Annotated in this window: 17 protein-coding genes; 13 read left to right on the plus strand and 4 right to left on the minus strand. The window is 47.4% G+C overall.

Annotation, left to right across the window (positions count from 1 at the left end; genetic code table 11):
* The first annotated feature begins 317 nt into the window (after positions 1-317).
* Positions 318-1,796, plus strand: coding sequence for a glycerol kinase GlpK (gene glpK / locus EK374_RS03635; RefSeq protein WP_127020222.1), 1,479 nt, complete (start codon positions 318-320; stop codon positions 1,794-1,796).
* Here glpK and EK374_RS03640 read toward each other — a convergent pair.
* The gene (locus EK374_RS03640; RefSeq protein ID WP_127020224.1) at positions 1,755-2,636 is read right to left on the minus strand and encodes a bile acid:sodium symporter family protein; all 882 of its coding nucleotides are present in this window, start codon (positions 2,634-2,636) and stop codon (positions 1,755-1,757) included. The genes glpK and EK374_RS03640 overlap by 42 nt on opposite strands.
* Before the next feature lie 160 nt (positions 2,637-2,796).
* Between EK374_RS03640 and EK374_RS03645 the strand changes: the two genes are divergently transcribed.
* The 8 genes from EK374_RS03645 (at position 2,797) to EK374_RS03680 (ending at position 12,812) form a co-directional block, all read left to right on the plus strand.
* The gene (locus EK374_RS03645) at positions 2,797-3,672 is read left to right on the plus strand and encodes a hypothetical protein (protein ID WP_127020226.1); all 876 of its coding nucleotides are present in this window, start codon (positions 2,797-2,799) and stop codon (positions 3,670-3,672) included.
* A 1-nt stretch (position 3,673) separates the two neighbouring features.
* Positions 3,674-4,870: a hypothetical protein gene (locus tag EK374_RS03650; protein ID WP_127020228.1), complete on the plus strand. Its 1,197-nt coding sequence runs from the start codon at positions 3,674-3,676 to the stop codon at positions 4,868-4,870.
* A gap of 91 nt (positions 4,871-4,961) precedes the next feature.
* Positions 4,962-7,586, plus strand: coding sequence for a TonB-dependent receptor (locus EK374_RS03655; RefSeq protein WP_127020230.1), 2,625 nt, complete (start codon positions 4,962-4,964; stop codon positions 7,584-7,586).
* 19 nt (positions 7,587-7,605) lie between these two features.
* The gene (locus EK374_RS03660; protein ID WP_164731813.1) at positions 7,606-8,751 is read left to right on the plus strand and encodes a tyrosine-protein phosphatase; all 1,146 of its coding nucleotides are present in this window, start codon (positions 7,606-7,608) and stop codon (positions 8,749-8,751) included.
* A gap of 367 nt (positions 8,752-9,118) precedes the next feature.
* Positions 9,119-10,230, plus strand: a protein-coding gene (locus tag EK374_RS03665; RefSeq protein WP_407691850.1) for an IS3 family transposase whose coding sequence is annotated in 2 segments (ribosomal slippage) — positions 9,119-9,380 and positions 9,380-10,230 — 1,113 coding nt in all. Because the reading frame shifts where the segments join, the coding sequence is not laid out codon by codon here.
* Between the two features lie 7 nt (positions 10,231-10,237).
* Positions 10,238-10,525: a hypothetical protein gene (locus EK374_RS03670; RefSeq protein WP_127020236.1), complete on the plus strand. Its 288-nt coding sequence runs from the start codon at positions 10,238-10,240 to the stop codon at positions 10,523-10,525.
* An 82-nt stretch (positions 10,526-10,607) separates the two neighbouring features.
* Positions 10,608-11,006 carry an MAPEG family protein gene (locus EK374_RS03675; protein WP_127020238.1) on the plus strand — a complete coding sequence of 133 codons (399 nt, stop codon included), beginning with the start codon at positions 10,608-10,610 and terminating at the stop codon, positions 11,004-11,006.
* A 3-nt stretch (positions 11,007-11,009) separates the two neighbouring features.
* Positions 11,010-12,812 (plus strand): ABC transporter transmembrane domain-containing protein, encoded by a 1,803-nt coding sequence (locus EK374_RS03680; protein WP_233280327.1) that lies wholly within the window; start codon positions 11,010-11,012, stop codon positions 12,810-12,812.
* Positions 12,813-12,959: 147 nt separating this feature from the next.
* Here EK374_RS03680 and EK374_RS03685 read toward each other — a convergent pair whose 3' ends face one another.
* Complete coding sequence (locus EK374_RS03685) at positions 12,960-13,877, minus strand: alpha/beta hydrolase family protein (RefSeq protein ID WP_127020240.1); 918 nt, start codon at positions 13,875-13,877, stop codon at positions 12,960-12,962.
* Between the two features lie 264 nt (positions 13,878-14,141).
* Between EK374_RS03685 and EK374_RS03690 the strand changes: the two genes are divergently transcribed.
* From EK374_RS03690 to EK374_RS03700, 3 genes are all read left to right on the plus strand, one after another.
* The gene (locus tag EK374_RS03690; protein ID WP_127020242.1) at positions 14,142-14,861 is read left to right on the plus strand and encodes a hydrolase; all 720 of its coding nucleotides are present in this window, start codon (positions 14,142-14,144) and stop codon (positions 14,859-14,861) included.
* A gap of 69 nt (positions 14,862-14,930) precedes the next feature.
* Complete coding sequence (locus EK374_RS03695) at positions 14,931-15,278, plus strand: c-type cytochrome (RefSeq protein ID WP_127020244.1); 348 nt, start codon at positions 14,931-14,933, stop codon at positions 15,276-15,278.
* Between the two features lie 28 nt (positions 15,279-15,306).
* Entirely contained in the window at positions 15,307-17,067 is a 1,761-nt protein-coding gene (locus tag EK374_RS03700) for an amidohydrolase (RefSeq protein WP_127020245.1), read from the plus strand.
* Between the two features lie 81 nt (positions 17,068-17,148).
* Here the strand turns inward: EK374_RS03700 and EK374_RS03705 are convergent, their stop codons facing one another.
* Complete coding sequence (locus tag EK374_RS03705; RefSeq protein WP_127020248.1) at positions 17,149-18,051, minus strand: LysR family transcriptional regulator; 903 nt, start codon at positions 18,049-18,051, stop codon at positions 17,149-17,151.
* A gap of 354 nt (positions 18,052-18,405) precedes the next feature.
* On the opposite strand from EK374_RS03705, the gene EK374_RS03710 reads away from it, so the two are divergent.
* Positions 18,406-19,131, plus strand: coding sequence for a hypothetical protein (locus EK374_RS03710; protein ID WP_127020250.1), 726 nt, complete (start codon positions 18,406-18,408; stop codon positions 19,129-19,131).
* 15 nt (positions 19,132-19,146) lie between these two features.
* On the opposite strand, the gene EK374_RS03715 is transcribed toward EK374_RS03710, so the two are convergent.
* A complete protein-coding gene (locus EK374_RS03715) occupies positions 19,147-19,890 on the minus strand; it encodes a ferredoxin--NADP reductase (RefSeq protein ID WP_127020252.1) in 744 nt (247 codons plus the stop codon).
* Positions 19,891-20,201: the final 311 nt, after the last annotated feature.

Consider the following 20,201-nt stretch of genomic DNA (forward strand, 5'->3'; position numbering starts at 1 on the left):
TGGTTACGTCATTGTTTTTAAAAGGAAAACCCGGCTTATGCCGGGTTTTCTGTTTCTGAATGCTGGATGGCTGTGACAAAATAAGAGTGGTTAAGTTCTGTTGTTTAGCTCGCTGATTTGATTCTCGCTTTAGGCACTGAAGTTCGGCGCCTTGCCAAACTTTGGCTCAGTAAAATCGCCACTACATAACTTTATCCATTGCTAAGTCTGTATTTCCGGAAATTTTGTAGCTATTGATCTGTAGACTAGCTTCCCAACTGCATCAGGCCCAGATAGGCTAAGGTCATTGAGTGTTTTTTCAATTCCAAGAGCCATTTATGCGCCAGCAAGCCATTTTATCTATAGATCAGGGCACCTCTTCCAGCCGGGCTTTGTTATTTAACCGCGATGGCAAGGTATTGGCTGTAGCGCAGCAGGAGCTGGATTGTGTTTATCCGGCGCAGGGTTGGGTGGAACAAGATCCAGAGCTGATTTGGCTCTCTGTGCTCAAGGTGTGTCGGCAGGTATTGGCGCAGGCTGTGCAGCTGGGCATTGAAGTCCTGGGTGTGAGCATCAGCAATCAGCGCGAAACTACTGTGCTTTGGCATAAGGCCAAAGACAAAGTGCTCTCCCCTGCTATTGTCTGGCAGGACAGGCGTACAGCGGATTATTGCCAAGAGCTGAAAGAGCAGGGTCATGAAGATTGGGTGCAGCAAAAAACCGGTTTGCTGCTGGACCCTTATTTTTCCGCCAGCAAAATTCAGTGGTTACTGCGCCACAATACCGAGGTGCAGCAGGCGCTGGCCGATAACGAACTCGCCTTTGGCACCATCGATAGTTTTTTACTCTGGCGTCTCACATCGGGGCAAGTGCATGCCACAGACACCACCAACGCCAGCCGTACTTTATTGCTGAATATTCAAAGCTTAAATTGGGATCAAGAATTGCTGCAGTTGTTTGATGTGCCGGAGCAAATACTGCCGCAGGTCAGACAAAGCGCTGATAATTATGGTTTGTGTGATACCCGCTTATTTGGTTTGGCTTTGCCTGTGCTGGCGCTGGTGGGCGATCAACAAGCTGCGGCTTTAGGTCAGGGTTGTATTAGTGCAGGTTCGTTAAAAAGCACCTACGGTACAGGCTGTTTTGCCTTATTAAATACCGGCTGCAGCCCGTTATTTTCCAAACACAGATTACTGACCACTGTGGCTTTTACTGTACAAGGCCAAACTTGTTATGCGCTGGAAGGCGCCATTTTTGTCGCTGGTGCTGCAGTGAAATGGCTGCGGGATCAGCTGGGTGTTATTCAACAAGCCAGTGACACTGAGGCTTTGGCGCAAAGTTTGCCGGACAACGGTGGTGTCTATTTAGTACCGGCTTTTACCGGTTTAGGGGCTCCACACTGGCAACCTGAAGCTCGGGCTGCTTTGGTCGGTATGACACTGGGTACGGGCAAAGCACATCTTGCCCGAGCCTCCCTGGAAGCTGTGGTCTATCAAACGGCAGATTTATTGGCCGCCATGCTGGCTGACGGCGCCAAGGCAGAGCAACTGAAAATTGATGGTGGCATGGTGGCGAACAACTGGTTATGTCAGCATCTGGCTGATGTGCTGAATGTGCCAGTGCTTAAACCCAGTCAAAACGAAGCTTCAGCATATGGCGCTTCGGTACTGGCCGGAGTAGCGCTGGGCTGGTTTGAAAGCCTGGCAGATGTGGCGTTTTGCGCTGAAGCCCAAGAGTTTTTACCACAGATGTCCGCGGAAAAACGCCAGCATTTGCTAAGTGGCTGGCAGAATGCTTTGGCTTCGGTGCTTGCGTAACACCCACACGGTAAACAAACTAGCCGTCATAAACATCAACAAGCTATAAACGCTGGGGGCTATCGACATAGCGGTGTTTTGTAAAATACCTGTGGTGATCATCAAAGCCAGCGTGCCATTTTGCAGGCCAACTTCAAGGCAAATGGTTCTGGCTTGTTTTTCCTGCTGTAGTAAAAACCGACCTAACCAATAACCTGCAACCATAGTTAGCAGATTTAAAGCTAAAGTGGCTGGTCCGGTTTTTTCTAAAAATAGCCAAAGATCCGAGCCCAGATCGGTCGCTATGCTGATGATCAGCAACACCAATACAATCACCGAAAAGCGGCTGATAAAGGGGTGAATACGAGCTGAGCGTTCAGGCCATTTAAAGTTAAACCACATGCCCAGTAATACAGGTAACACACTGACAATCATCAAGGTTAGCCAGGTTTTTACCAGCGGTAATTGGAATGAGGTGTTTTCACCAAGGAAGTGTTCTATCGACCATGCCGCCAGCAGCGGCAACGAAAATGGCGTGATAAAACCAACCAGAGCAGTTAAAGAGACCGACAAACCCACATCAGCTTTACACAAATAACTATAAAGATTAGAGGTAGTGCCACCAGGGCACAAAGCCAGAATAAACAAACCCACAGCCAGTTCAGCTTGCAGATCAAACAGATAAATCACCAGCAAAGCGGTAACAGGCAATAGGAGTAACTGGGCTAAAGCTCCGACAAAAAATGCTTTGGGCTGACGGGCCACTTCAGTGAAATTAGCTGGCCGCAGCGTCATGCCAACGCCAGTCATGATCAGTATCAGTGCTATGGGTAAACCAATCTGGGTTAGCGCTTCAAACATTTTTAATTATTCTTCAAACAGATAAAGAAGATTACCCTAGCTTGAAACTTGAGGTTGAGCAATAGCAGCTGGTGCTGGCGAATTAATCCCTAGTCATCTGATTGTCATACAGTTGTCACAGCTGCTGGCTACTCTTTTGCCAAAGCATGGAGAACAACCAGTGAGATTTTACCTGACAAACAGGCAGTACCATCTGGGACTGGCCCTTGTGGCTCTGGTCTTACTCTGCTGTCTGCTTATTTTGGCCTTGTGGCCAACCCCCAGATTGCAATTAACTGACTACAACAGTATGGAATGCCGGATTGATTCTGCAGCAGAAGGGCCAGTGTTGTCAGTCGTAGGCTCTCCGGTGAACTCTTTTAGCCTGGGTAAACAACTGTGCGATAAAACTGAGCTGGCTGCACACTTTGGCCGCGTGAAAGTCAGCTGGCCCAAACGTACTGAACTGACAGCCGATGCGCTGATTTCAGGCCAGTATCAGCTGTTGTGGTCCAGACGTGAGGTGTTAGCCGGCGCTTTGCATAACTTGCATGCCTATTACAGCGAAATTCTTATTTTCCCTAAGTATCCGGTGTATTTCGTTAGTAAAAGCCCGTCTTTTCAGTTGAATAAAGCTTTTTTAACTCAGCAGCGTTTTGGTTTTCTCACTGATGTGAATAGTTACAGCGGTTTTCAGTTACCTGTGGCTTTGTTGCAGCGGGAAGGCCTGACGTTGGCCGATATCGATTATCGGCAGTATGATGACTGGACAACCTTGTTGGCTGCTTTTGAGCGAGGTGAAATCACTATCTATTCCAGTGTACTGCTGGACCAAAACCAACAAGTGGTACAACAGCCAAAAGACGAGCTGCTTTATACGCTGTCAGGCAGCAAAGTATTGCCAGAACAGCGGCTGCTGATCCCCGGTTATAGCAATGGCGGCAGCTGGTTTTTGCATAAAAGTCTCGAGGATAAAAGCTGTCTGCTGCAGCAGAGCTTACTGGCTCTGGATGAGATGTTAAAACCCAGCAAAGTGGACTTACATTGTGAAGTTTAAGATGCCAAGCTCATATTGGTTGCTGGCGGGAGGTCTGTGGCTTGGCCTGCTGCTACTTGTGGCTCTGGCCTATTTGACGGCTTTGCAAAAGCTGGGAACTGAGCTGAAACATCAGCTGCCTGAGGTGGTGAATAAAGCACTGGAAGATCATCATGGTTTTCAGCAAAAGGCGGTACCTTATCTGCTGGAACAGCTGAATGCCGATTTAGCCTTGATCCCCATTCAGCCTGCGTCGCTTTTGATCAGTCATTGCAGTGCAACTCTCAGCCAGATTGGCGAAGGTGCAGCCCCAAAGGACAGTCAGGCTATGCAGTGGCTCTCAGGCACTCATCAGCGTTTTGCCAGTGTTGAGCTGCAATGTACAGTAAATAGCGCTGGTATTGCTGTGATTGCCACTTTGGTTATGTTGCTTTTGGTGGGGTTGCTTTGGTTCGTGCCAGCTCCTGTGAGTATGCAGCGTGAAAAATTTATCGCTAAAGCTGTGCAATCAGGTGCTGATATTGCTGAAGCTTTAGCGCTGACTGTGCCACTGCAAGGCGTTGTCGTTGAACAGCGCTTGCTGTTTTTAAACCAGTTATTGGAACAGCGCTTTAGCTTTGCCGATGCGATGGCGCTGGCGTTGTGTCGTTCAGAACATTGGGATCCGCACTGTGATTTACAGTGGCTGAAGCTTGGCTGGCAGATCTATCCGACAGATTGCGCTAAAGCTTTTCAGATTGCCAAAGCGCCTGCCGTATTAGAGTTTCAGTTGTCAGACTCCTGCATTGTGGTGCATGGGATACAGATTGAATTACCCCGCACTCCGTTGTTGTATTACTACTGGTATGCAAGCCAACGCCTGAAAACGGCTGAAGGCTGGGTGTTAAATCCGGCCAGCAATAAGCCTGATCAACTGTTGGCACAAGACATTATTGTGCTGATGGAGCAGTGGCAGGGCCATAAAAAAGCCATTCAGGATTTACAGGAGCAAGGCTTAAAAGCAAAAACTCTGGATCAAAACCGCAGCAAAATCAGAGACGAACTGGTGTCTGTTCTTGGTGCCGAACTGGCTCAGCCTTATTTATTCGACAGTCAAAAAAGTGTAAGAACCGGCCGCTTTAGTTACCGTTTGATGACAGCTCCGGAATTGTTGCTTTTAGCGCAAAGTAACCCATCTGAACCGGACAGAGACATCTCTGAAATGCCTGTAGTTATCTAATTCATAAATCTTTCATTACCCAAACCTACCTTGAACTTGCCTCAGATACAGGGGCCATCAACAGCCAGTCAGATTGTGTGAAGGGATAAAAATGAAAACCTCAGAATTAATGGCGGCACAGGGGAATTGCTCCGGTCTGCCTTTTAAACTAAGTGTACTTGCGCTTTGTTGTTGCGCGTTCACCTCAACAGCAGTTTTGGCCGATGCCGCAGCAAATACAGCGGCAGAAAAAAGCATCGAACGTATTTCTGTCACAGCCAGCCCTATCCGCGACAGTCAGGAAGAATCCATTATGTTGCAGCGTGAAGCCACCAATGTGGTGAACGTGATAGCAGCAGATGATATTGGCCGTTTTCCGGATCAAACGGCAGCCGCTGCTTTATCACGTTTACCAGCTGTGGCGGTGCAGCGGGATCAGGGACAGGAACGTTATATTCAGGTGCGGGGTGCTCCGGCGCGCTGGACTGCAGTGTCTTTTGATGGCGTCAACGTGTTAGGGGCTGAAGAGCGGGTGTTCCGTTTTGACTCTGTGCCTGCCGCTGTGATGAGTGCCGTTGATGTGTCCAAAACTCTGACACCTGATATGCCATCCGAAGCTTTGGCTGGTCGGGTGGACATTAAAACCTACTCGCCTTTATCCAAGCCAGGATTTCATACTGATATCGATTTAGGTCTGGGTCAGCTGGAATTAGGTGCTGGCGATCAGCAACGCTACTCTGGCCGTTTATCCTGGTCTGATGGCGAAGTTGGGGTTATGGGCGCTTTGTCCGGTTTTAAGATGGAACAAGTCACAGATAATAACGAGCGTTCTTATGATAGTAGTGGCACCCCCACTTTGTTTGATTTTCGTAGTTATCAGTTGGAGCGCGAAACCAACTCGGCCATCATTAAATTTGAATTTGCGCCGCAGCCAGAACATAAATTTGCGCTGACCAGTTTATACACCGAGTTTGTTGATCACGAGCTGCGTAACCAGTTTCAACTGGATTTAAGCAAAGGCCGTGGCACTAGAGGTGGACAAAGTGGCGAACTGACCGCAGTGCCTGTTACGGCCATGTTTCAGGATGGTCAGTATGAGAACTCTACTTTTGTAAATACCCTGACCGGTCAGCACGAGTTGGCAGACTGGGAGCTAGCCTGGGATTTAAATTACACCGAAACAGAAAGTTTAACCGACTTACCGATTTTAAGACGTAGCCAGACAGACCCGCGCCAGTTCCATTCCTTAAGTTATGACTTATCTAACCCATTGATTCCTCAGGTGCAGTTGTACAGCACCATCGCGAACGCCGATGGCAGTTTGTCCCGCGGTGAAGCAACATCAGTGCTGAATCAGTCCGGCTTTGGTTTTGATGGCCTGATTAACTACAAAGGAGAGGCGGAAACACAAGCTTTTACCTTAAAAACGGATGCCGCATACAACTGGCAATCGGCAGGCGCTGACGCCCGCTTACAACTGGGGGCGCAGTACGACGATCGCAAAGCCACTTCGCCCGGTATGAGCAGCCCTTTTATTATGCTGGGTCCTCTGGCAGGAGCCGCCGGTATTGAGTTCACTCCCGATGCTTTTAATACCGATAAGCAGTGGGACTCGGACCAAAACTATGGCTTTACCGCCAACTACTTTGACAATGCCGCGGCTCGTGGCCAAATCGATACAGCAGTGGCGGCTCTGATCGGTGCAGGTTTAATTGACCCTGCCAGTTTCAGTGCTATTGAAAATTGGTACGAAGTGACGGAAGAAATCACCAGTTTGTATGCGATGAATACCTGGACCTGGGATCAACATCAGATCCTGCTGGGTGTGCGGGCAGAGCGGGTCGATATTTTGAGCCAGGGCTATTTAAAACAAAGTGACGGCGCTACGCCATTGGATGTAGCTCAAACTAATACCGATTTATTCCCCAGCCTGCATTGGAATGTGGATCTGACTGAAGATTTAAAGTTCCGTTTGTCTGGTGTGACAGGATCCAGCCGGCCTTATTTTAGTCAGCTGCGTTCAGGTGCTTCAGTTAATGACACAGATAACGCGGTATCAGGTGGTAACCCGAACCTAAAAGCCGAAACCGCTGTCGGGGTGGATTCTTCATTGGAATGGTATTTCGCTGATGCTGCTTTGGCTGCGGTGAATTTCTTCCAGCGCAAAGTGGACAATGTGTTGTTTGATTCGGTCACCGAAGTGGGCGACAACCGTTTTGATACGCCGGGTTTTGACCGCTCTGGTTATGACTATAACACCACATTAAACGGTGATAACGGCAAGCTGACAGGGCTGGAATTCAGTTATATCCAACAATGGGATTTCCTGCCCGAATCTATTCGTGGTTTTGGTCTGCAATTTAATATGGCCTTTTTGGATAGTGAATTTACCACACCGGACGGCCGCACTGTGGCTTTACCCGGCACCTCGGATCGTGTGATTAACTCCTCGTTATTTTATGAAAACCATGGCTGGTCTGTACGGTTGAACTGGCAATGGCGCGATCAATGGCTGGATGATATTTCGCCGGATTCCAGTGGCGATCTGTATTGGCAAGACAGCGAGCGGCTGGATTTGTCGGTACGTTACCAACTGAACGACACCTTTTCGGTGTATGCCGACCTGAACAATATGACGGATGAACTGGGCGTACGATTCCAGGGCAGCGAAAACAAGCCAGTGGAAGTGGAAGGTTATGGCCGCCGTTTCCTGATGGGCGTACGGGCTAACTTTTAACAGATAAGGACAAATGACAATGAAACATATACAAAAAACTGCTTTAGCTACTCTATTGGTGATGAGCCAATTATTTACTTGTGCTCTGCCCCTGTCGGCAGCGACCACCCCGTCAGTAGTGCAACAGTCTGCGCCTGCTGTTTACCTGGTGCGCCAGACTCAGGCGTTGTTACCTGATGCTTTGCTGGTGCACTGGACTGCAGAGGCTGCTGTTGTGGATATTTTTGTAGCAGATAAAGCGGATACAAAAGTGATGAAAAAGATTGCGTCTGATGTAAAAGGAAATAGTTACCTGATCCAGCAGCCTACCCAAAGCCGGCCTTATGTCTATGTAAAACCAAAAGATCAACCTGGACATTGGGTGGCTGAGCGGATATTACCGCTGCAGGGTGGGGTGAATTTCCGTGATTTGGGCGGTTATCCAAGCCAGAGTGGCGGTACAGTGGTGTGGGGCAAGTTGTTTCGCAGTGGCACCATGACAGATTTAACTTCTGCCGATTATCAGTACCTGAGTGCTTTGAACATTCGTACTTTTTGTGATTTTCGTGCCCGTGAAGAGCTGGCTACTGAACCTACTCTATACAAAAACTTCGCACCTGAAGCACAAATGCTGATGCGTGATTATTCAATGCAGGAGATGATGGCAGGCAGCAATATGCATGCTTTTGGCAAAATCAATTCCAGAGAGCAAGCCATCGAAGTGTTTTCTGGTTTTTACCGGCAAGGGCCTGAACGTTTTGCTGAGCAGTTTAAACAAATGTTTGAACAGTTACTGGCAGGTAAAGCGCCGCTGGCGGTGAACTGTTCTGCAGGGAAAGACAGAACAGGCATGGCGTCGGCGTTGATTTTGTCGGCATTGAATGTACCTCGCCAACTGGTGGTGGACGACTATGCTATGTCGGAAAAGGTCTACAACTTTGGTTTGCGGGAAATGCAAAAACGCGCCAAAGCAGGGGATAAAAAAGACTCGCCACATAATCAGTTTATGCAGTCGATGAAACCAGAAGTGATCCAGGTAATGATGGGCACAGATCCGGCTTTGATCCGTGCCATGTTTGATCAACTGGAAAAAGATTACGGCTCAGTCGATGCCTATTTACAGCAAAAACTGGGGCTGGATCAGAGCAAACTACAACAGTTACGCCAGATGTATCTGGAGGCATAACTCTTATAAAAACAGACTTTGGCAGAGAATTGCTAAAGTCTGTTCCACTGTTTTTTTCTTTTCAACTTCTGCTTTTTGCTGTTCTTTGTCTGCTATTTTTCGCTAGTCACAGATTGAAAATTCTTTATTTACAATGTGTAGGGACCACTCAACTTTGGAATTTGAGGTTTATATTTTTCAGAGACTTAGCTTCAAATGTACACTCGGCGTCGTTTAAAAATTCACTCAACTCTGTCATTGGAGCTGGTAAATCCGCTCAACTTTGTCATTAAGCTAACGATAATGAGAGGTCGTTGGGTAATCATCCCTTAAATTAACTGACGCTAAAAGTAGAATTTTCTCGTAATATAAACGCAGGAGATTCTGCATGAAAACATCAAAATTTAGTGACAGCCAAATCCTGGCAATTTTAAAACAAGCGGAAGCTGGAGCTCCGGTTCCCGAACTCTGCCGTGAGCACGGTATGAGTTCGGCCACCTTTTACAAATGGCGCGCCAAATTTGGCGGCATGGATGCATCCATGATGGCCCGGCTTAAAGAGCTGGAGGCGGAAAATGCCCGGCTGAAAAAGATGTACGCCGAAGAACGGCTCAAAGCCGAAATCCTCAAAGAGGCCATCGAAAAAAAGTGGTAAAGCCGTCGCGCCGACGGGAATTGGCGCAAAAGGCGGTGCGCGAGAAATCCATTTCTGTCACATTGGCCTGTGCGGTGTTTAGCATCAGTGAAACCTGCTACCGCTATCAGGCCCGTCTGAGGGATGAGAACGCGGAAATTGCGGACTGGCTGCTGCGCTTAACCTCCACTTACCGGAGTTGGGGCTTTGGCATGTGTTTCTATTACCTGCGTAATGTGAAACGCTTTGGCTGGAACCATAAACGTGTGCTGCGGATTTACCGCGAGCTGGAGCTGAGCTTAAGGATAAAACCCAAGAAACGGCTCACCCGTGAAAAGCCTGAACCGCTGGCGGTGCCAGAGATGAAGAACCAATGCTGGTCGATGGATTTTATGCATGACCAGCTCGAGGATGGCCGCAGTTTCCGGCTGCTGAATATCATTGATGATTTTAACCGGGAAGGCTTAGCCATTGAGGTCGACTTCTCGCTACCGGCAGAACGGGTAGTCAGAGTGCTCAATCAAGTCATTGAGTGGCGAGGCAAACCCAAGGAAATCCGTAGCGACAACGGCCCTGAATACATTGGTTCTGTCCTCAAAAACTGGGCAGAATCAAACGGAGTGGCCCTGAAGTATATTCAGCCAGGCAATCCGCAGCAAAATGCCTATGTGGAGCGATATAACCGTACAGTTCGCTACGACTGGCTAAACCAATATTTATTCAGCAGTATTGCCGAAGTTCAGGACTATGCGACAGAATGGCTGTGGTTTTATAACAATGAACGGCCAAACAAAGCTTTGGGTGGCATACCACCGAAGTACAAGGACAACTTAGTAACACAGGCTTCTACTTTAAGCGTCCATTAAAAATGGGATGATTACCATAGTGCTGTCTGTACTGCTGAGCCTATGGCAGTTACAGCAGCGCATCTGGAGCCGCCGTCTGCTGCTGAGCAATCTTTTAGTCAATGCTGCATTTACAGTGTTTTTAGTGCTGCTGGCTTTTAATGGTCCTTTGTTACAGGCCGGTCCAGCCGAGCTGAATAGCCTGTTTACAGTTGTACAGCTGGAAAAAGTCTTTACTAATGGCCTGTTGATCACCGCCTGTTTCCCTGGCTATGAAGTGGTCAGGGATCTGCTCAGGTTAAAGCGTCTGAACTAAGTCTGGGGAAGCTGTTGAATTCATCACTCAACAGCCCCATAACCTTCGAAGGCAATCCGCCTTACCTTAATGAAGGTTTATCATGGCTTTACATCTTCCTGCTATCGTCACCTTGCTCGCCCTTTTATTATTTATCTACAGCTTTCTGGCCGTTGGTATGGCGCGGACGAAATATGGTGTGGCAGCCCCCGCTACGACTGGGCATGCGGGCTTTGAGGTCTTGTACAGAGTGCAGATGAATACGCTGGAGCAACTGGTGCTATTTTTACCTGCTCTTTGGTTATTCAGTGACTACGTCAGCCCACTCTGGGCCGGGCTTTTAGGTTTCGTCTGGTTAGCAGGGCGTGTGTTGTATTCTGCCAGTTATATCAAAGAGCCTAAAAGTCGGGGTCCTGGTTTTATCATTAGTTTTCTTGCCACCTTAGTGCTGATCCTTGGTACTTCTGTGGCTGTAGTGATGCGCATAGTGGCTGGATTATAAGCGATGAGTAGCACAGCTATGACCACCGAAGTAGAAAATGAAACTCAGGCTTCAGCCAAAAAAATTGGTCCGCTTTTTAGCTTAATTCCGTTTTTAACGCCTTATGCCAGCCGTTGGTTGCTGACTTTTATCGCTTTAACAGTAGCTGCTGTGGCCACTCTGACCTTGCCTGTGGCTTTTCGGTACTTGATTGATGCAGGGTTTTCTACCGATCAAGCTGGTCATATCGACAAATACTTTCTGGCGTTATTTGGCCTTTCTGTCGTCTTAGCTGTGGCCACTGCGTTGCGGTTTTATTATGTGTCCTGGCTGGGCGAGCGGGTCACTGCGGATTTACGCAGTGCTGTCTATGCCCACGTGGTGAAAATGAGTCCGCAGTTTTTTGAACTGACTAAAACCGGCGAAGTATTGTCGCGTTTAACCACTGATACCACCTTAATTCAGGCTGTGGTAGGCACCAGTTTGTCGATGGGCTTACGCAATAGCTTCTTGTTGCTCGGCGGTTTGGTCATGTTATTTGTCACCAGCATTAAATTAGCAGCTTATATTCTGCTGACTTTAGTGCTGGTTATTTTGCCGATTTTCTTATTTGGCCGCAAAGTACGTAAGCTGTCACGCGACAGTCAGGACCGTATTGCCGATGCCAGCGCTGTCGCAGGTGAAGTGTTAAATGCTATTCCTACAGTGCAGTCGTACCGGCAGGAACAGCGTGAAACGCTGCGTTTTACTGACTCGGTTGAAAATGCCTTTACCACAGCGTTATCCCGTATTCGCGCCCGCTCTATGCTGACCTTAGTGGCGATAGTGCTGGTGTTTGGTGCTATTTCTTTTGTGCTTTGGTTAGGTGCTCAGGCGGTGCTGGCCAATGAAATGACAGGCGGCGAGTTGTCGCAGTTTATTTTATATGCGGTATTAACAGCTGGTGCTATTGGCGCTATTGCCGAAGTTTGGGGCGATTTACAACGTGCAGCTGGTGCGGCCGAACGTTTAATGCAGTTGTTAAATGTGCAGTCTCCTGTCATCGAAAGAGCAGATCCTCTGCCTTTTGTGTTGCCTGAACATAATCTGGCAGGCATTGGTATTGAGTTTAGCGGCGTGAATTTCAGCTACCCATCGCGGCCTGATACTTTGGCCTTGCAGGACTTTTCACTGCAGATTAAACCCGGTGAACATATAGCTTTAGTTGGCCCTTCAGGCGCTGGCAAAACCACCTTGTTCCAGCTGTTACTGCGCTTTTACGATCCACAACAAGGCCAGGTGAAATTTAACGGCATGGATTTAAAAGATCTACGTTTAACAGATGCCCGCCAGCCTTTTGGCATAGTGCTGCAGGACACTGTGATATTTGCCGGTTCTGTGCTGGATAATATTCGTTATGCCCGCCCTGAAGCTTCAGAGCAAGAGGTGCAGGATGCAGCAAAAATGGCAGCAGCGCATGACTTTATTCTGGCTTTACCTGAAGGCTACAACACTTATTTAGGCGAGCGTGGTGTGCGTTTATCCGGTGGTCAGCGCCAGCGTATTTCCATTGCCAGAGCCATCTTAAGTAACCCTTCGGTGTTGTTATTGGATGAAGCCACCAGTGCTTTAGACGCTGAAAGCGAACGGCAAGTGCAGCAAGCTTTAGATAACGCCGCACAAAACCGCACGACCTTAGTGATAGCGCACCGGCTGGCAACAGTACTGGCCGCCGACCGTATTGTGGTGCTGGAAGCGGGGCGAATTGTCGCTCAGGGCACCCATACAGAGCTTTTGCAAAGCAGTGAGTTGTATGCCCGTTTGGCGGCGCTGCAGTTTAGCCATTAAAAGCTGTTATTCAGCGAACTGAATACCCAAAGTAATTGGAGTTGCAGCGAGGCGACAAGAGCCTTTGACCTCAGGAGCATAGTTTACCTATGTGACTGGGGCTAAAGCGCGCAGTCAACAAAGCTGCAGCTCCAAGTACGAAGGGTATTATAACCAGGGTTCTAGTTTGGTCACATAATCTGCTGGCAAAAGATGGCCACTGTCGAAACGGAATAGCTTTTTATCGGCGTTTGGCAACGCATCAAACAGCTGTTGATTCTGTTTGATGCTGGCGTATTCATCGTCATCTGCAGTGAAAAGCCAGACCTGATTGTCTGCCAGACCTGCCATCACAGTAAGCGGCGCTACCAAGGCGGTAGTGCTGTTCATATGGGGCGGTACTATGGCAGCAACGCTGTGGATACGAGAGTCGACTCCAGCCAACAATAAGCTGATTTGTGCGCCCATGCTGTAACCCGCCAGTTTAATGTTGTTTTTATCAAGCATAGGTTGTTGTACCAACCAATCCAGCGACACTCTATGATCCCGCACAGTATCCACCAGCATGGTTTCGTACGGCTCACGCTCTCCCCACCAATGTAAATTATCAATAATATCAACAATGCTTAAATTCGGATCTTTGCGTAAACCGTGATGACGGGCATCAATGGCGACTACTGCATAACCCTTCTCCAGCGCCATAGCTGTGATTTTGTCGGTTTGCTCAAAGGTAGCTCTGTCTTTATAACTGTCTTGCCACCAGCGGATTTGACTTCTGCCCATAGCATGAGCACCAATCAGCACTGGCACAGGGCTTTGAATTGTTTTTGGATCTTGCGGGTAGCTGATACGACCATTGACAGTCATGCCATCAAAGCTTTGGTAGGTAAATTCGAAGCTTTGTGGGCTTAGTTCTTTGAGCGCCAGTTGCACCTGCTGTTTCATAGGGTAAGCATAACGTGCTGTCAGCTCTTCAGCACTTAAGCTATAAGGTTTTAAGCCAAATACGCCATACCAAAGCGCAGCTACTCCTGCGACCACAACACCCATAGTCAACATTGCCTTTTTTCCTTTTGTTTGTGCCATCACTTTGTCCTGTTTTTCTGTCAGGGAAACGGAGTTCCTGCATCTGTGGCACAGAGCTTAAAGCAGCAAATGTGAAAGCGACGTCAAATTGAATTTTAGCCAGTAGCTTATTTTTTTCATTTTAAAATTCCCAAAAACAGAATGAAAGTTGCGTTTTTCACTAATTTTCATTCTTTTTTAATTCTCTATTATATGACTCATGGACTGGTTACGCAGTCGTCCATTAACAAAACCAAAACTCAATTATCCAGAAGGAATTTTAAAATGTTCAAATTAAACAAAACCTTACAATCTGTTATCGCTGGTGTTTCTTTGTTTGCTGCTATCAGTGCTCCTGCTTTAGCGGGTGAGCCTGGTAAGACGATGTTAACGCCAACCAACCACACGCTGATTTTGATCGACCACCAGCCACAAATGGCTTTTGCCACCCGCTCTCATACAGTGGAAGAAGTGCGTAATAACGTCACTGGTTTAGCCAAAGCGGCTAAAGCTTTTGAGGTGCCAACTATTCTGACGACAGTGGCAGCTAAGTCGTTCAGCGGTCCGATTTTTCCTGAATTACAAAAGGTCTTCCCTGAGCAAACGCCGATAGACCGCACCACCATGAATACCTGGGAAGACAAACGAGTGACGGACCTGGTGAAGAAATTCAAAAAGAACAAAATTGTGATTTCTGCCTTGTGGACTGAAGTCTGTGGTGTAGGCCCTGTGTTGTCGGCCATAGATGAAGGTTACGAAGTGTATTTTGTCACTGATGCCTCAGGTGGCGTCAGCAAAGAAGCTCACGATATGGCCGTACAACGCATGATCCAGGCCGGTGCCCGTCCTGTGACCTGGTTGCAATACATGTTAGAGCTGCAACGTGACTGGGCTCGCACTGCCTCTTACGAAGCTGTGACTGATATTGCCAAAGAACATGCGGGTGGTTATGGCTTAGGTTTGATTTATGCCACTGAAATGTTCCATGCCAAAGAAGGCCAATAACAGGTCAGCAACTTGATAGCACAAGGCCACGATACGTGGCCTTTTTATCGAAAGAGTGAGGAGGCGAAGATGAAAACTTTAACAGCTTTAGCTTTACTGATAGTCGCAGCTACATTCAGTCAACACTCTGCAGCCAACAGCGAGCAGTTGTATGCCAAAGGTCAGGTGTTATCCCAGCAGTGTTTAGGTTGTCATGGTGAATTTGGTATAGCGCCTGTCGCCACCAACCCTAATCTGGCCGGACAAAATAAAGAGTATTTGCAGTACGCCTTAAAGGCCTATCGCGACGGTAAACGTAAAGGCGGTTTGGCTTTTATCATGCAGGCCAATGCCAGTGCGCTATCGGATCAGGATATTGAATCTCTGGCGGTATTTTTTTCATCTCTAAGTGGCAAACAAGCCGCTGCTCAGCAGTAATCGAACACTGAATTAAAAGGAAAATTTTATGAAACTGGTGAAACAACTCGTAGCAGCGGCAGTGGCCTCTGGTTTGTCATTCAGCCTGATGGCAGCAGACTTAATAGTCTACAACGCAAAAATTCAAACCTTCGATGGCAAAGAATACTCGGCTTTTTCTGTGACTAATGGCCGCTTTGAACAATTAACTACAGACAGCCAAAGCCTGCTGGCGCAAAAAACAGCCAACACCCAGCTGATTGATGCAAAAGGTCGCCGGGTGATCCCTGGCATCAACGACTCTCACCTGCATGTGGTGCGTGGTGGTCGCTTTTACAATTTAGAAACCCGCTGGGAAGGCTTAACCTCATTAAAAGACGCTTTAGCTTTGCTGAAAAAGAATGTTGAAGTGACACCAGAAGGCCAGTGGGCCAGAGTTGTAGGCGGATTCAGTCCTTATCAGTTTAAAGAAAAGCGTTTACCTACCTCGGCTGAGCTGACGGAAATAGCACCCAATACTCCGGTTTTTGTATTGCATTTGTATTCTGGTGCTGTGCTGAATAAAAAAGCCATGCAAGTGCTGGGGATCAGCAAAGATTCAGTGGCGCCTAAAGACAGTTATTATGAAAAAGACGCGCAGGGTGAATTAACAGGCCGCTTAATTGCCGACCCTAACCCAACCATTTTGTACAAAACCATAGCTGCGCTGCCGCAGTTGTCGCAGGAAGACCAGCTGAACTCCAGTAAACAGTTTTACAGCAAACTGCTGAGTTTAGGTGTAACCAGTGTGGTGGACGCTGGCGGCGGTGGTCATGATTTTCCCGATAACTATCAAGCTTCTACCGTATTGGCTGTGACAGGTAAATTACCAATCCGGGTGTCGAACTACTTGTTTCCGCAAACCCCGGGCAAGGAACTGAGCAGCTTTAGCCAGTGGATGAGTAACTACAAAAACAACCAGAACCTGCATTTGCATCTGGATAATGGGTATGTAGTGGAAGGCGGCGGTGAGTTGTTGGCCTGGAAAGCTTCGGATTACGAAAACTTTATGTCGGCACGACCAGAACTGGATGCGGACGCCGATCCTGAGTTAGAGCAAATAGTACGATTACATTTAGTGCAAGGCTGGCCTTTCCGTATTCACGCCACCTACGATGAGTCGATTGAACGTATGCTGACGGTGTTTGAAACGATAAACCAGACTCAGCCGCTGAATAAAGTGCGTTGGATTATCGATCATGCTGAAACTATTTCAGATAAAAACCTGAAACGTGTCAAAGCTTTAGGTGGCGCTATTGCAGTGCAGGGCAGGATGGCTTTTGCCGGTGAAGACTTTTTACAGCGTTATGGCAAAGCCAAAACAGAACAAAGCCCACCTTTTAAAAAGATGCTGGAGCTGGGTATTCCGGTAGGTTTTGGTACAGACGGCACCCGTGTTGCCAGCTTTAACCCTTGGGCAACCTATTATTGGGCTGTGTCAGGTAAAACTGTAGGTGGTACTCGTTTATACGGTAAAGAAAACACGCTGGACAGATTAACAGCCTTAAAAGTATTTACCTCTGGCAGTGCCTATTTTTCCGGTGAAGAGCTGGTGAAAGGCCAAATTCAGCCAGGGATGTATGCAGACTTTGTAGTGTTGAATCAGGATATTTTAAAAGTGGCAGAAGATAAGTTATTGCTAACAGAAGCAGAGCTGACAGTAGTAGATGGTGAAGTGCAGTACGCCAGCCAAACTGCTTATCCGGCTTTGTATAAAAAGCCGGAGGCTGCTACTCCAGCCTGGTCGCCGGTAAATATCAATCATCGGTGAAGCTGCTGAATTGTTGACTTAGGATTGACCTCGCGGGCAGGGATAAACCCTGCCCCTACAATTAAATTGAATATCAATGATTTACATATCTTCTGACGTAGGCAAGTCCATACTCTGATAACGCAATTCACCTAAAAAAGTGCGGGCGGCAGGGCCTAGCTTGTCGGCGTCTAAAAACAACAGATGCAGATTCACTTTGCGGGTTCGGCCGTTACAAAGCGGTAAAGGTTTCAGTAAACCTTTGTCCAAATCGTCTACTATCGAAGATAAAGGCAACCAGGCAAAACCCAACCCTTTTTTAATCATATCTATAGAAGTGCGCATATGACTGACAGTCCAGCGTTGGTTCGCACCAAGCCAACCTTCGTCATTGCGCCGCGATATAGCTGAATCCCGTACTACTATTTGCCGATAAGATTTTAAATCTTCAATAGTTAAATCGCGTTCTATGGTAAACAGTGGGTGAGTGGGGCAGGCGACTGCCATAAATTCTATCTGGCATAACTCCTCACTGAAAATGTCTTTAATGGTCAGTGGTGAGACTGCAATATCCACCTGAAAATTTTCCAGCAACTCTTTAGCGCCGGATAAAATAGACTCACTCAACTCAATCCGCAGCATAGGGTAAGCCGCAGAGGTGTTTTCCAACGCTTTGTACAATAAATGCTGCGGGAATATTTCATCCACAGCGATGCGTAATTTAGTTTCTATGCCTTCGGCCAGTGTCAGGCCTATATCTTCAACCCGCGAGGCTTCGTCCAGTAGATAATTGACCCGGCGCAATATCATTTCGCCTTCTGCTGTCAGTAAGGTTTTTCGGCCTTCTACCCGAAATAACGCCACTCCTAAGCTCGCTTCAATTTTTTGTACCGCAGTGTGAATGCTGGACTGGCTTTTATGGATCACCGCAGCGGCCTGATTAAAGCCTCCATGATCGGCCACCACTTTAAACATTCGCCACTGTTCCAGAGTCACTTTTAACATGTAGTGCGTATCCCGTGTTTCGCTAGGTCATCAGAGCCGTAAGATGAAATCAAAGTACGGCAAGCAGTCAGACAGTTTACAGTCCTGTAGCGATTTGTCACTCAGGTCATGGCATGAATTGGCCTGTCTGTGATCCGTTGATTATGTTAGGCCTTTGCCATTGTTGTTGGGTACAGGAGGCTGAACAGGTAAAAGTATTGAAACTATTGTCCGGATAATGAATCTGAAGTTCCGGCGCAGATTTTAGTTGCACATTCTCCCTGAATTCAGCAGCCAGTCAGGCGAAACAGACAATATGAATGGTTGCAAAATGATGTTGTTCTCCTACAATGGCGCGGCAACTGGAGGGTAGTGATGAAATTTTCGGCAGTATTGATGTTGGCTTTAAGTGCCAGTCCTGTGTTGGCAGCCGAATGGTGGCAAACAAAGCAGGACCCTAATAATACTCAGGTGATAGCACTGGGTAAAAAACCTATGCTTTCTGTGAGCTCCTGCCCAGAGGACACAGCGCTGCGTTATTACCTCAAAGCCGAAAAAATTGCGGCATTGCAAAACACCTGGTATCAACAAGCCAGTGAAGAACCTCATACTGCTTTGTATCGTTGGGTGTATGGGCCCACCTGGTCAGAGCAACTGGATCAGGCTGTTTTGCCGGATCCTGAAGCTTTAGTGAAAGCTGCGTCTTTAGGCGCTGCGCAACAACTGACGATGGAGTTCCCTCAGTCTGAACAAGACAATTTAGCCTTTGAAGATGTGCTGGTGTTTAATCTGCAGTTTGCTGGTTTTACTGCCGATCACAAACCGGATTTGCGTATTGAACTGGACAGAGACAGAAGTAGAGTGGCTGGTGTAGGTGATTTGGATTTAGCGCTTAATCACAGATTAGCCAACAATATTTGTGTGGTGCATAGCCTGAACCAATTGGCAAAAGACAAAGAGGTTGAACTGAAAATCAAAGGCAAAACGGTATCGGACTTGAAAATGAGTTCTGAAGCCGTCGCCAGCCAGTTGTGCCTGGTAGAGATTCATCAGCAGCAAAGTTTGAAAGGCTCGCTGACTTTACCTGTGACTCAGTGTTAGCGACGCAGTACAGGGTTATTTCCAGTATTGTTCGACTGTGATCTGCCCAGGATCGCGGCGTAAATTCTTTTTCAGGCCAAGGTTTTCCAGCACTGCTTTGGTCTCAGTGATCATCTGCGGATTACCACACAGCAGCACCTGAGACTCTGTAGTCAAACTCTGCCCACAAGCTTGTTGCAGTTGACCGCTACTGATTAACTCAGGAATACGTTGCTGTAAAGCGCCTGAGTAGGCTTCTCTTGTGACTATGGGCTGATAGTGCAGTTGTGTACCATACCGCTGTTGAAATTGACTAATCAGGGGCTGATAAGCCAGTTCAGCGGCAAAACGCACACTGTGCAGCAGGACAATAGAAGAAAAGCGTTGCCACGGGGTGTCTGTGCCAAGCATGGATAAATATGGGCCAATACCAGTACCTGTTGAAATCAGCCACAGGTTTTTACCATCAGGCACTTCATCCAGAATAAAAAAACCACTGGCAGGTTGACTGACTTGCACTGTATCGCCCGGTTTTAATTGGTGTAGTAGTGGTGTCAGCAAGCCATCGGCTACTGTGCTGATTAAAAACTCCTGCTCTGTATCGCCTGGGCTATTCAGCAGCGAATAGGCACGTTGGACTCTGCCATCCGTTGTATCCAGAGCCAGCCGGACAAACTGGCCGGCAATAAAATCAAACGCTTCGGTCTGCACCCGCAAGCTGAATAAAGTGTCAGTCCAGTGTGTATTTGCCGTTACTGTACCGCTAAGCCACTGTGCCATCTGTTATTTCCCACTGTGTTGTCGCACCGGGCAAGATCGCGAAGGTTATTTTGAATAAATTCAGTCCATTTTTTGAGTGCTTTTTGACCGTAGTTGGCACATATTACTGCGTCTTTTACGTTAGCCAGATCGATTGCTGAACCGCGTGAACAAAAATCAAACACTCATACGGTAGTCCTGTCTATGGAGTGTAGCCAGTATCAATTATTTTACAAAAACTTGAATTTGCCTAAAAGCTCTATTGTTATTTAATAAAAAAAACAATACATTAGAAAGTGAATGTATTGGGAACAAAAAATCAAGGAGAGATT

This window comes from Rheinheimera mangrovi (assembly GCF_003990335.1).
GTDB lineage: Bacteria > Pseudomonadota > Gammaproteobacteria > Enterobacterales > Alteromonadaceae > Pararheinheimera > Pararheinheimera mangrovi.